Origin of the sequence: Nocardiopsis mangrovi (assembly GCF_042653925.1) — a bacterium.
Taxonomy (GTDB): Bacteria; Actinomycetota; Actinomycetes; order Streptosporangiales; family Streptosporangiaceae; genus Nocardiopsis_B; species Nocardiopsis_B mangrovi.
In genome coordinates this window covers 171,677-183,497 of sequence record NZ_JBHSFQ010000003.1, presented here as the reverse complement: position 1 = coordinate 183,497, position 11,821 = coordinate 171,677, and the positions used below count along the sequence as shown (strand labels likewise).

The following is an 11,821-nucleotide window of genomic DNA, read 5'->3' as shown; positions in this document are numbered from 1 at the left end:
TAGCCGCGGTGCGGCCGGAGGGAGGGCGACATGAGTGAGGCGACGGGCACCGTCCCGCTTCCCCAGACCCGTTCGACGCTCAGGCGCCTGGCCGGCCGGCTGCCCACCGTCATCTGGCTCACCCTCATGTGGGTCATCCTGTGGGGCGACCCCAGCCCGGGAACGGTGATCGCCGGCGCCGCCGTGGGCTCGATGTGCTACGCGGTCGCCAAGCTGCCGCACATCCCGGTGCGGCTGGGCTTCCACCCCGTCTACGCGCTGAAGCTGGCCGGGTTCTTCCTCACCGAGCTGTTCGTGTCGAGCACGCGCGTCGCGGTGCACGTGCTCTGGCGTCCGCGCCGGATGCGCGGCGCGATCGTCGCGGTCCCGCTGCGCACCGACTCCGACTTCCTGGTCGCCGCGGTCAGCGCGGGGCTGTCACTGATCACCGGCAGCCTGGTCATCGAGCTCAACCGCGATCAGGGGATGGTCTACGTCCACGGCACCCCCATCGACTCCGAGGCCGCGGTGGACCGGCTCCGGCGCCAGGTGCGCCGCACGGAGGAGCTGATCGTGCGCGCGTTCGGGACGCCCGCCGACATCGCCGAGTTCGAGCGCGACGCCGCCGAGCAGGAGTCGGCGGCGGACGGCGACACCCGTGAGGAGGACCGATGACCATCCTGGACCACGCCTACACCGCGGCATTCGTGATGCTGGGGCTGGCCGTCCTGTTCACGCTCTACCGGCTGGTGCGGGGGCCGTCGGTGCTCGACCGCATCGTCTGCCTCAACGCCCTGTCGGTGCTGCTGGTCAGCTTCATCGCGGTGGAGGTCGCCCTGCGCGGCGACACCGCCTACATCGGGCTCATGGTGGCGATCGCCCTCCTGGGCTTCGTCGGCACGATCACCGCCACCCGCTTCGCCGAGAGGAGGGCCCATGACCGCGACTGACTGGATCACCGCCGTCATGCTGCCCCTGGGCGCCCTGTTCACGCTCATCGGCACCATCGGGCTGGTGCGGTTCCCGACCCTGCTGGGCCGGATGCACGCCGCCACCAAGCCCGACACCGTGGGGCTGTTCCTGATCCTCACCGCCGCCGCGTTCCAGCTGCCGGATGTGCGCTCGGCGGTGCCCCTGGCCCTGGCCGCGCTGTTCCAGGCGGTCACGGTCCCGGTGCTCGCCCAGACCCTCGGCCGCGTCGCCCACAGCCGCGGCATGGTCGACTCCGAGCGCCTGGTCACCGACGAACTGGAGGAGGCCGTCCGCACCACCCGCCGCCCCTCCCCCTGAGCGCGGAGCACAGAGCGTGCCTGCGGGGCCGGTGGTGGCTGGACTGAGGAGGCGGGTGCGACCGAGGTACGAGGGAGCGCCCGGCGACGAGGGAAGCCTCCGCCTTGAGGGCGCTCCGCGGGCTGAGCGGGGAACGCCGGGCGGGAGGCACTGTGGATGACGGGCCGGGGGCGGGCGGGGTTTCTGGTAGCAAGGAGGCATGGCTACCTCCGTGCCCCCCGACTCCGCGCTCTCGACCTCCGCTGAACTGCGTGAGGACGCGGAACGCCATCTGCGTGCGCTCGCCGACGAATCCGCCCGGCTGCGCGACGACCAGTGGACCGCCATCCACGCCCTCGTCGCCGAGCACCGGCGGGCGCTGGTGGTACAGCGCACCGGGTGGGGCAAGTCGGCCGTCTACTTCGTCGCCACCGCGCTGCGCCGGGCGCAGGGGGCCGGCCCGACCGTCATCATCTCGCCGCTGCTCGCGCTCATGCGCAACCAGATCGCCGCGGCCGAGCGCGCGGGCATCCGCGCCCGCACCATCAACAGCGCCAACCTCACCGACTGGGAACGCACCTACGCCGACATCGCGGGCGGCGCGGTCGACGTCCTCCTGGTCAGCCCCGAACGCCTGAACAACCCCGACTTCCGCGACCGCGTACTGCCCGAACTCGCCGCCGGCGCCGGGCTGGTGGTCATCGACGAAGCGCACTGCGTCTCCGACTGGGGCCACGACTTCCGCCCCGACTACCGCCGCATCCGCACCCTGCTCCAAGAGCTGCCCGCGGCCGTGCCCGTGCTGGCCACCACCGCCACCGCCAACGAGCGCGTCACCCGCGACGTCGCCGAGCAGCTGGAGATCGGCGATGATTCCTCGACCCTCGTCCTGCGCGGTCCGCTCGACCGCGAGAGCCTGCACCTGGGCGTCGTCGACCTGCCCGACAGCGCCGCCCGCTGGAGCTGGCTGGCGCAGAACCTCGCCTCCCTGCCCGGTTCGGGCATCATCTACACCCTCACCGTGGCCGCCGCCACCGAGACCGCGGCGTTCCTGGAGTCGCGCGGCTTCAGCGTCGCCTCCTACAGCGGCCAGACCGACCCCGAGGACCGCCAGCGGGCCGAGGACGACCTCCTGCACAACCGCGTCAAGGCGCTCGTCGCCACCAGCGCGCTCGGCATGGGCTTCGACAAGCCCGACCTCGGGTTCGTGCTGCACTTGGGCGCCCCGCAGTCGCCCATCTCCTACTACCAGCAGGTGGGCCGCGCCGGCCGCGGCGTCGACCGCGCCGAGGTCGTGCTGCTGCCCGGGCGCGAGGACCGCGAGATCTGGGCGTACTTCGCGCGGCTGGCCTTCCCGCCCGAGGACACCGTCCGCCGGACGCTCGATGTCCTGTCGGCGGCGGGCGAGCCCGTGTCGCTGCCCCGCCTGGAGACCCGGGTCGACCTCGGGCGCAGCCGCCTGGAGCAGATGCTCAAGGTGCTCGACGTCGACGGCGCGGTGCGCCGGGTGCGCGGCGGCTGGACCGCCACCGGCGTGCCGTGGCACTACGACGCCGAACGCTACGCCGCGGTGGCGGCCGCGCGCGAGCGCGAGCAGCGCGCCATGCTCGACTACATCGCCACCGACCGCTGCCGCATGGAGTTCCTCCGCAGCCAGCTCGACGACCCCGGCGCCGCGCCGTGCGGGCGCTGCGACCGCTGCACCGGCCGCACCTGGTCCACCGACATCGACCCCGCCCACCGCGACGCCGCCGCACAGCACCTCGACCGGCCCGGCACGGCGATATCCCCGCGCAAGCAGTGGCCCACGGGAATGGCCGACCTCGGGATCACCGCCTCCGGCAACATCCGGCCCGCGTCGCGCGCCGAGGAGGGCCGGGCACTGGCCCGCCTCACCGATGTCGGGTGGGGCACCCCGCTGCGGGCGCTCTTGGCCGACGACGCCCCCGACTCACCCGTGAGCGACCGCGTCTTCCAGGGCGTCGTCGAGGTCCTGGCGGCGTGGCCGTGGGAGCGGCGGCCCGTCGGGGTGGTGGCCATGCCCTCGCGGACCCGGCCCGTCATGATCGCCGACCTCGCCGAACGGCTCGCCCGGGTCGGCCGGCTGGCGCCCGTGGGCGCCCTGTCCTACACCCGGCCCGAGGGGCCCGGTGTACGGCGCCACAACAGCGCTCAGCGGCTCGAATCGGTCTGGCGGGCATTGGACCTGGATGAGCCCGTCGCGTCGCGCCTGCGGGAGCTCGACGGCCCGGTGCTGCTCGTCGACGACCACACCGACACCGGGTGGACCCTCGCGGTGGCCGCCCGCCTGCTGCGCGAGGCCGGCGCATCGGGGGTGCTGCCCCTGGTGCTGGCGAGCCGGGGGTGAGGGTCGTTCCCGCGCGGATCGCGGGGCGCCTGTGGGGGCCGTGGGACGACGGCCCCCACACAGCGGCACGCGTCCTCGTTCCCGGTCGCGCGCTCGTCGACCGGCCTGGGCACAGCCGCTCCAGCCCGCTCGCGTCCGCCGACCGGTCGGCGGGGCCGAACCGCCCCGCCGCACAGCACTCCGGCGTTCCCGGGTCGTGCCCGTCCCTCGGTCCACCTGCTCGGCGCCGTGCCTTCACAGACTCACTCGGCCGACCTCACACACGGTCGCGGGGGAGCGTGCACGGAGCGGGCCCGGCCGCGGCGGAGGCCACCGCGGCCCGTGGAAGGTGGCGAGGGGTCAGGCGTCGCCGAGGTCGGGGCGGGCGCCGGGCTGGTGGAGGGCGCGTGCGGCCAAGTGCTGCGCCGCCGCCAGGGCGTCCTTGGGGTGCTTGCCGGTCAGCCACGACGGCAGGAACCCGGCCATGAACGCGTCGCCCGCGCCGATCGAACCCGGAGAGGGCTCCACGGGCTCGGCCGGCACCACCACGATGTCGTCGCGCGTCTTGGACGCCCACAGGGCGCCGGCGTCGCCGAGCTTGATCACGACGTTGGGGTACCAGGCGGTGAGCACCTTGGCCGCGGCCTCGGCCTCCTCGCGCCCGGTCAGCACGGTGGCCTGGTCGACGTTGGCGAACAGCAGGCGGGCGCCGTTGGTCCAGTCGAGGAAGTTCTCGGCGCCGGCGCGTTCGAGCGGGGCGTGCGATCCGCCGTCGACCGAGATCGACATGCCGGTCTCGCGGGCCATGCGCAGTGCCACGCGCGCCGCCCGGCGGGAGTGCTCGTTGATCAGGGTGTAGCCCGACACGTGCAGGTGGCCATCGGGGCCGAACACGTCGCGCGGCAGGTCCTCGGGCTGGAGGCGGGCGTTGGCGCCGGGGTCGCTGAGCATGGTGCGGTCGCCGCGGTGGGTGATCATCACCACGCAGGTGCCGGTGGGGCGCTCGGGGTCCATGACCACGCGGGAGTCCATGCCGTAGCCCATGAGCTCCATCTCACGGGTCCGGCCGGTGATGTCGGAGCCGCGGCGGCCGACGAACGTGGTGTCGGTGCCCTCCATGGCCAGCCACGCGGCGACGTTGGCGCCGCTGCCGCCGCCGTAGGTGATGACCGAGGCGGGGGTATCGCTCCCGCGCGCGAGCGGGTAGTACGCCCGTGCCACGGCGTCGGTCATGAGATCGCCGATCACGACCACTCGTGCCATTACCTCATCCACCACCTTGCCGCACCGGGAACCGGGGGCCCCGCCTGCGATTTCACCCTGAAGCCTCCGTCGTCAAGAGACGTTAACAGGTCCAGGGGAGACGGCGGGTAACGAAGTGGCACAGCCCGCTCGCCCTGGGCGGCAGGGCCTGCGCGGTTGCGCCGTCCACGGGTACGCGCTCACGGGGAGTGGGCTACGCCACCATCGGGCCGATCTCGTTTACTCTCAAAACCGTGCAGTCATACCCGAACCACTGGGAAGCCGACGTCGTTCTGACCGACGGCGGAACCGCTCACCTGCGGCCCATCTCCCCGGAAGACGCCGATCTGCTGCGGGATTTCCATTCCCGGCTGTCGCCCGAGACGATCTACTACCGGTTCTTCGCGCCCTACCCCAAGCTGTCGGCGCGCGACGTCAAGAGGTTCACCACGGTCGACTACGAGGACCGGGTGGCGCTGGTGGCGACCATCTCGGGGGTCATGGTCGCCGTCGTGCGCTACGACAAGGTCACCCCGGAGGAGGCGGAGGTCGCCTTCGTGGTCGAGGACGCCCACCAGGGCCGCGGACTGGCGTCGGTGCTGCTGGAGCACATCGGGGCGGCCGCGCGCGAGCGCGGGGTGCGCAAGTTCAGCGCCGACGTCCTGCCGGAGAACCGCCGGATGATCAACGTGTTCCGCGAGGCCGGGTACACCGCCCAGCAGACCTTCGACGAGGGCGTCATCCGCCTCACGCTGGACCTCGCCCCCACCGACAGCGCCCAAGAGGTCATGCGCGCCCGGGAACAGCGCGCCGAATCGCGCTCCATCGCCCGGTTGCTGTTCCCCGGGTCCGTGGCGGTCATCGGCGCCAGCCGCACGGCGCACACGATCGGCCAGACCGCGCTGCGCAACCTGCTGGCCGGCGACTTCCAGGGCCCGGTCTACCCGGTGCACCCCGAGGCCGCCGCGGTCGCGGGGGTGCGCGCCTACCCCAGCGTGCTCGACATCCCCGACGAGGTCGACCTCGCGGTGGTCGCGGTGCGCGCCGACATGGTGCCCGATGTGGTCGAGGAGTGCGCGCAGAAGGGCGTGCACGGCCTGGTGGTCGTCAGCTCCGGGTTCGGCGAATCGGGGCCCGAGGGCCGCGAGCGCCAGGACGCGCTGGTCAACATGGCCCGTGCGGCAGGTATGCGGGTCGTCGGCCCCAACTGCCTCGGGATCGCCAACACCGACCCCTCGGTGTCCCTGAACGCCACCCTGTCGCCGTACGTGCCACCGCGCGGGCCGATCGGGTTCTTCTCCCAGTCGGGCGCGCTGGGCCGGGCGATCCTGCAGCGGGTCGCCGAACGCGGCATGGGGCTGTCCACGTTCGTCTCCGCCGGCAACCGCGCCGACGTCTCGGGCAACGACCTCGTGCAGTACTGGCAGGAGGACCCGGCCACCGAGGTGGTGCTCCAGTACCTCGAATCGCTCGGCAACCCGCGCAAGTTCACCCGGCTGGCCCGGCGCCTGGCCCAGCAGAAGCCGGTCGTCGCGGTGCGCAGCGGCGGCTCTACCCAGGGCGTGCCCACCGGGCACGCCGCGGGTGCCCTCGCTCTGCCCGACTACGCCGTGACCTCCCTGTTCCAGCAGGCCGGCGTCGTGCGTGTGGACGACATCACCCAGCTCTTCGACGTCGCCCAGCTCTTCGCCTACCAGCCCCTGCCCAATGGGCCGCGGGTGGGCATCCTGGGCAACTCCGATTCCCTGGGGCTGCTGGTCAAGGACGCCTGCGTGCGTTCCGGGCTCAAGCCGCACGACCCCGTCGACCTGGGCCCCAAGGCCGCCGCGGCCGACTTCGACGCCGCGCTGACCGCCGCGCTCGCCGACGACTCCGTGCACTCGGTGGTCGTGGTGTTCATCCCCGCCCTGACCCCGATCTCAGGCGACGTCGCCGAGGTCATGCGGGCCAAGGCGGCAACCGCCGACAAGCCCATCATCACCACCTACCTGGGCTATCAGGGGTTGCCAGAGGAGCTGCGGCGGACCGGGCCCAACGGCGAGACCGCCCGCGGCTCGGTGCCGTCCTACCCCGCCCCCGAGGACGCCGTGCGGGCGCTCGCGCACGCCACCCGCTATGCGATGTGGCGCCGCCGCGACCCCGGCCGCCACCCGGAGCTGCCCGACATCGATGGCGCGCGGGCCCGCGAGATCATCGACCGCACCCTGGAGAAGGGCGATGACGCCGCCGAGCCCTCCCACGGCGTCTGGTTCACCAGCGAGCCGGTGCACAACGAGGAGACCGCGGTCTCCACCGACACCGCCCACGACCTGCTGCGCTGCTACGGGATCGACGTATGGCGCGACATCCCGGTGTCGTCGCCCGAAGCGGCGGTCGCCGCCGCCGAGGAGCTGGGCTACCCGGTCGTCGTCAAGGCCAACGCCCCCGACCTGCGGCTGCGCTCCGGCGGCAGCGGGATCCGGGCCGACCTGCGCTCGCCCGCCGACGTACGCAGCGGGTTCACCGCGCTCTACGACCGGCTGGGCGACGACGCGATGCTCGTCGTGCAGCGCATGGTGGTGCCCGGGGTGCCCACGGTGGTCAGGGCCGGTGAGAACCCGTCGTTCGGGTCGGTCGTGGGGTTCGGGCTGGGCGATGTGACCGCCGAACTGCTCGACGACCGCGCGTTCCGGCTCGCCCCGCTGACCGACACCGACGCCTCGGACCTGGTGCACGCCGTGCGCGCGGCCCCTCTGCTGTTCGGCCTGCCCGCCGGTGCGACCTCGCTGGCCGAGCAGCCCGATGTGGAGGCGCTGGAGGTGCTGCTCATCCGCGTCTCGCGGCTCGTCGACTCCTTCCCGGAGGTCGCCCACGTCGACCTGGACCCGGTCATCGTCAACGCGGAGGGCGCGTATGTCCTGGGGGCGCGCCTGTGGCTGCGCCGGGCGTCCGACGTCCGCCCCGACTCCGGCCCGCGGCGCCTGCGCGGCGTGACCTTCTGAAGGACACCCCGCGGGCGCGCGCGGGCGGGCGGTCTTGCGGACGGCTTCAGGCGGGCTCGGGTTCGGGCTCGCGCTCGGGCGGGAAGGGCCCCGGTCTGCGCTCGGGCTCGGGTTCGGGCATCGGGGGCTCGGGCGGGACCGGCATCGGATCGGGGGGCAGCGGTCCCGGGGTGGGCGTCGGCGGAACGGGAGCTGGTGGAACGGTGGCTTCGATCATGCCCGGGGCCCTACCCGTACGCGCCTGCGTTATCCATGGGGTCACGCTCGCCTCCTTGCTCTGCTGCAAGGGCGCTGCGGGGGCCTTGGGCCGTTGGCGGCGTCGGCTGCGTTTGTTCGTCGGCTCGCCGTGACGGTGTCCGTGGGTCACGCTCGCCTTCTCGCTCTGCTTCGACGGCGCTGCGGGTGGGGCCTTGGGCCGTTGGCGGCGCCGCCTCCGCTCGCTCGTCGGCTCGCCGTGACGGTGTCCGTGGGTCACGCTCGCCTTCTCGCTCTGCTTCGACGGCGCTGCGGGTGGGGCCTTGGGCCGTTGGCGGCGCCGCCTCCGCTCGCTCGTCGGCTCGCCGTGACGGTGTCCGTGGGTCACGCTCGCCTTCTCGCTCTGCTTCGACGGCGCTGCGGGTGGGGCCTTCGGCCGTTGGCAGCGCCGCCTCCGCTCGCTCGTCGGCTCGCCGTGACGATTCCCTGCGCCCGCTACGACCGCCCCCGCAGGTGCGATCTGTCGCCGGAAGGGGGCAGGATGGAGGTATGAGGAAAACCCGTGCCGTGTCCACCGACTGGCGCTCGGAGATCGAGCGCAGTGGTTACTACCCCGGTCTCGTGATCGACGCCGTCGCCACCGCCCTCGGCGGTGAGACCGCCGACGCCTTCGTCGTCCACCACGAGGCCACCTTCGACCCGGCGATGGAGATGCGCCGGCACATCACCGTGCTGCTGCTGACCCCCACCCGGCTGATCGTCTGCCACACCGACGAGCACGCGCCCGCCGAGGACGGTGGCCGGCCGCACGCCTCCACCACGACCGACGCCATCCAGATCGGCAACATCCAGTCGGTGGCGCTGACCCGGGTGGTCTCCGACCCCGCCAACTACGTCGCGGGGACCATGCCCAGCGAGGTCGTGCTGAGCATCAGCCTCAACGTCAACTGGGGCGCCATCGCCCACATCGACCTGGAGCCGGCGTCCTGCGCCGACGAGTCCTGCGACCTCGACCACGGCTACACGGGCGCCATCACCGCCGAGCCGCTCACCCTGCGCGTCAGCCAGACCGCCGACGGCCCCGAGCCGGTGGCCACCATGGTGAACTTCGCCAACGTCCTGTCCGAGGCCACCACCCGTTGAGCGCCGAGGGAGCGGACAGCGAGATGCCACCCATGAGGCCCGCGCCGGAGCCCTGCGGCTGCCGGTCCCCGCGCCCCCGGCCGCCCCGGCCGGCGGCCTGTCCCGGCGAACGGCCCGGAACGGCGGTGCGCCCATGACCATCGCGTCCGCCGGCCTCGCGGCCCCGCTCTACGGCGGCCGCTCCCTGGCCGACGTGCTCCCCTCCGTGCTCGCCTCGCTCGGAGTGGCGGACGAGCGTGCCCCGCTGGCCCTGCCACCCGTGCGCCGCGCCTGTGTCCTGCTGATCGACGGCCTGGGTTGGGCGCAGCTCACCGCCCACCGCGCCCTCGCCCCGTTCCTGTCCTCCCTGGCCGATGGCGCCGCCCCGATCACCGTGGGGTTCCCCACGACCACCGCCACCAGCCTGACGAGCGTCGGCACCGGTCTGCCGCCGGGCGGCCACGGGATCTTCGGCTACCAGGTCGCGATCCCGGGCGGCGACCACATCCTCAACCAGCTGCGCTGGTATTCCGACATCGACCCCGAGGAGTGGCAGCCGCACGCCACCGTCTACGAGCGCGCCGAGCGCGCCGGGGTGGCCACCGCCTACATCGCCTCGGGAGCCTTCGACGGCAGCGGGCTGAGCCGGGCCTCGGCGCGCGGCAGCCGCTACGTGCCAGCCGAGGGCGTCGACGAGGTCGCGGCGGCCGTCGCCGGCCGGCTCGCCGCCCACGACCGCGCTCTGCTGTTCGCCTACCACCCCGGCCTCGACTCCTGCGGCCACCAGTCGGGCATCGACTCCGACGACTGGCGGGCCGAGCTGGCCCGGGTGGACCGGCTCGCCGAGCGGATCGCCGGGGCGCTGCCGCCCGGATCCGCCCTCTACGTGACCGGCGACCACGGAATGGTCGACGTCCCTCCCGGCACCCGCATCGACGTCGGTTCCGAGCCCGCCCTGACCGAGGGCGTGCGCGTCCTCGCCGGCGAGGCCAGGGCCCGTCACGTCTACGCCCGCGCCGGCGCCGCTCCGGACGTGCTGGCCGCCTGGTCGGAGCGGCTGGGCACCGCCGCCGAGGTGCTCAGCCGCGACGCCGCCGTCGACGCCGGGCTGTTCGGACCGGTCGACGACCACCTGCGCGCCCGGATCGGCGACGTCCTGGCGCTGGCCCGCGACGCCACCGCCCTCGTCGCGCCCTGCACCGACCCCGCTGAGAGCACGATGGTCGGGATGCACGGCTCCCTGACCGCCGCCGAGCTGTACGTGCCGCTGCTGCGGGCGACCACCGGAGCGTGAACGCGCGTTCCGGATGCGGGGGCGCGGGATAGGCTGGGTGTGTGGACATCGGTGAGCAGGTATCCGACTTCGAACTCCCCGACCAGGACGGTGCCCCCCGCCGCCTCGGCGAGCTCCTCTCCGCAGGCCCCGTGGTGCTGTTCTTCTACCCGGCGGCGATGACCTCCGGCTGTACCGCGGAGAGCTGCCACTTCCGCGACCTCGCCGCGGAGTTCGCCGAACTCGGCGCCCAGCGCGTCGGCATCAGCGGCGACTCCGTCGAGCGCCAGGCGGCCTTCGCCGACGAGAACGGCTTCGACTACCCGCTGCTGTCCGACCCCGACGGCCGCGTCGCCCGGGAGTTCGGTGTGCGGCGCGGCGGGCTGCTGTCGGCCATGGCCCCCACCCGCCGCCGGACCTTCGTGATCGGCACCGACCGGCGGGTGCTCCACATGGTCAAGAGCGAGGTCCGCATGGAGGCGCACGCCGACGGCGCCCTGGAGTTCCTGCGCGGGCAACGCGCCTGAACACCGGCCGGAGCTTCCGCCTCGGAGTCCGCTGCGGCAGGATCGGTGCCGAGTGCGACACCGACCACGGAAGGGGCGGCCGACGATGGCGGACACCACAGGGACAGGGGCGCTGGTGCGCCGGGAGACCGAACGGGGCATCGCGACCCTGACCCTGGACTCCCCGGCCAACCGCAACGCGCTCTCGGCGCGGCTGCGCACCGACCTGGCCGGCGCGCTGTCCGCGGCGATGGACGACGACACCGTCCGCGCGGTGCTGCTCACCGGGGCCGGACCGGCGTTCTGCGCCGGGGCCGACCTCAAGGAGCTGGCGGCGGAGCGAGAGGGGCGCCACCCCGACCTCTCGGCCCCCGGCATGGCCGAGCTGTTCGGCGCGATCATGGACGCGCCGAAGCCGGTCGTCGTCAAGGTCAACGGGGGCGTACGGGCGGGCGGGATCGGCCTGGTCGCGGCGGCCGACATCGCCATCGCCCCCGACACCACGACGTTCGCCTTCACCGAGGTGCGGATCGGGGTCGTCCCGGCGATCATCTCGGTGCCCGTCGGCGCCCGGATGCACGACCGGCAGCTCACCCGCTACTTCCTCACCGGCGAGACCTTCGACGCCACCGCCGCGGCCGCCTCCGGGCTGATCACCTCGGCGGAGCCGGCCGACCGGATCGACGCCGTCGTCGAGGGGGTCCTCGACGGGCTCCGGGCCGCGGCGCCCGCGGCGCTGGTGCGCACCAAGTCCGTGGTCGGCGCGGCCTCGTCGATGCCGGCGTCGGGCCGCGCGGCCGCCCTGGAGCGGATGGCGGAGCTGTCGCGCGACTTCTTCGCCGGCGCGGACGCGGCCGAAGGGCGCGCGGCGTTCTTCGAGAAGCGCTCCCCCGCGTGGGTGCTGTAA

The 11,821-nt window shown here is 73.7% G+C and carries 11 protein-coding genes; 9 read left to right on the top strand and 2 right to left on the bottom strand.

The window, feature by feature from the left end; translation table 11 throughout:
- Positions 1-30: 30 nt before the first annotated feature.
- From ACFO4E_RS04750 to ACFO4E_RS04735, 4 genes are all read left to right on the top strand, one after another.
- Positions 31-654 (top strand): Na+/H+ antiporter subunit E, encoded by a 624-nt coding sequence (locus ACFO4E_RS04750; protein ID WP_378571778.1) that lies wholly within the window; start codon positions 31-33, stop codon positions 652-654.
- Positions 651-929, top strand: coding sequence for an MrpF/PhaF family protein (locus tag ACFO4E_RS04745; RefSeq protein ID WP_378571777.1), 279 nt, complete (start codon positions 651-653; stop codon positions 927-929). Before ACFO4E_RS04750 ends, ACFO4E_RS04745 begins: the two co-directional genes overlap by 4 nt.
- Complete coding sequence (mnhG, locus tag ACFO4E_RS04740) at positions 916-1,269, top strand: monovalent cation/H(+) antiporter subunit G (protein ID WP_378571776.1); 354 nt, start codon at positions 916-918, stop codon at positions 1,267-1,269. Before ACFO4E_RS04745 ends, mnhG begins: the two co-directional genes overlap by 14 nt.
- Before the next feature lie 199 nt (positions 1,270-1,468).
- The gene (locus tag ACFO4E_RS04735; protein WP_378571775.1) at positions 1,469-3,616 is read left to right on the top strand and encodes a RecQ family ATP-dependent DNA helicase; all 2,148 of its coding nucleotides are present in this window, start codon (positions 1,469-1,471) and stop codon (positions 3,614-3,616) included.
- Between the two features lie 339 nt (positions 3,617-3,955).
- Here ACFO4E_RS04735 and ACFO4E_RS04730 read toward each other — a convergent pair whose 3' ends face one another.
- The gene (locus tag ACFO4E_RS04730) at positions 3,956-4,849 is read right to left on the bottom strand and encodes a carbohydrate kinase family protein (RefSeq protein ID WP_378571962.1); all 894 of its coding nucleotides are present in this window, start codon (positions 4,847-4,849) and stop codon (positions 3,956-3,958) included.
- A 242-nt stretch (positions 4,850-5,091) separates the two neighbouring features.
- Between ACFO4E_RS04730 and ACFO4E_RS04725 the strand changes: the two genes are divergently transcribed.
- Positions 5,092-7,818, top strand: a complete 2,727-nt coding sequence (locus tag ACFO4E_RS04725) for a bifunctional acetate--CoA ligase family protein/GNAT family N-acetyltransferase (protein ID WP_378571774.1) — start codon at positions 5,092-5,094, stop codon at positions 7,816-7,818.
- A gap of 46 nt (positions 7,819-7,864) precedes the next feature.
- Here the strand turns inward: ACFO4E_RS04725 and ACFO4E_RS04720 are convergent, their stop codons facing one another.
- Positions 7,865-8,035 (bottom strand): hypothetical protein, encoded by a 171-nt coding sequence (locus ACFO4E_RS04720; RefSeq protein WP_378571773.1) that lies wholly within the window; start codon positions 8,033-8,035, stop codon positions 7,865-7,867.
- Between the two features lie 545 nt (positions 8,036-8,580).
- Here ACFO4E_RS04720 and ACFO4E_RS04715 point away from each other — a divergent pair.
- From ACFO4E_RS04715 to ACFO4E_RS04700, 4 genes are all read left to right on the top strand, one after another.
- A complete protein-coding gene (locus ACFO4E_RS04715; RefSeq protein ID WP_378538200.1) occupies positions 8,581-9,156 on the top strand; it encodes a DUF5998 family protein in 576 nt (191 codons plus the stop codon).
- Between the two features lie 133 nt (positions 9,157-9,289).
- Positions 9,290-10,429 carry an alkaline phosphatase family protein gene (locus ACFO4E_RS04710; RefSeq protein WP_378571772.1) on the top strand — a complete coding sequence of 380 codons (1,140 nt, stop codon included), beginning with the start codon at positions 9,290-9,292 and terminating at the stop codon, positions 10,427-10,429.
- 41 nt (positions 10,430-10,470) lie between these two features.
- Positions 10,471-10,935, top strand: a complete 465-nt coding sequence (locus ACFO4E_RS04705; RefSeq protein WP_378571771.1) for a peroxiredoxin — start codon at positions 10,471-10,473, stop codon at positions 10,933-10,935.
- Positions 10,936-11,020: 85 nt separating this feature from the next.
- Positions 11,021-11,821: an enoyl-CoA hydratase-related protein gene (locus tag ACFO4E_RS04700; RefSeq protein WP_378571770.1), complete on the top strand. Its 801-nt coding sequence runs from the start codon at positions 11,021-11,023 to the stop codon at positions 11,819-11,821.

Excerpts from the sequence above, each read along its gene's own strand:
- ACFO4E_RS04750 (WP_378571778.1), top strand. The coding sequence starts at position 31 with ATGAGTGAGGCGACGGGCACCGTCCCGCTTCCCCAGACCCGTTCGACG.
- ACFO4E_RS04745 (WP_378571777.1), top strand. The coding sequence starts at position 651 with ATGACCATCCTGGACCACGCCTACACCGCGGCATTCGTGATGCTGGGG.
- mnhG (WP_378571776.1), top strand. The coding sequence starts at position 916 with ATGACCGCGACTGACTGGATCACCGCCGTCATGCTGCCCCTGGGCGCC.
- ACFO4E_RS04735 (WP_378571775.1), top strand. The coding sequence starts at position 1,469 with ATGGCTACCTCCGTGCCCCCCGACTCCGCGCTCTCGACCTCCGCTGAA.
- ACFO4E_RS04720 (WP_378571773.1), bottom strand. The coding sequence starts at position 8,035 with ATGATCGAAGCCACCGTTCCACCAGCTCCCGTTCCGCCGACGCCCACC.
- ACFO4E_RS04710 (WP_378571772.1), top strand. The coding sequence starts at position 9,290 with ATGACCATCGCGTCCGCCGGCCTCGCGGCCCCGCTCTACGGCGGCCGC.
- ACFO4E_RS04700 (WP_378571770.1), top strand. The coding sequence starts at position 11,021 with ATGGCGGACACCACAGGGACAGGGGCGCTGGTGCGCCGGGAGACCGAA.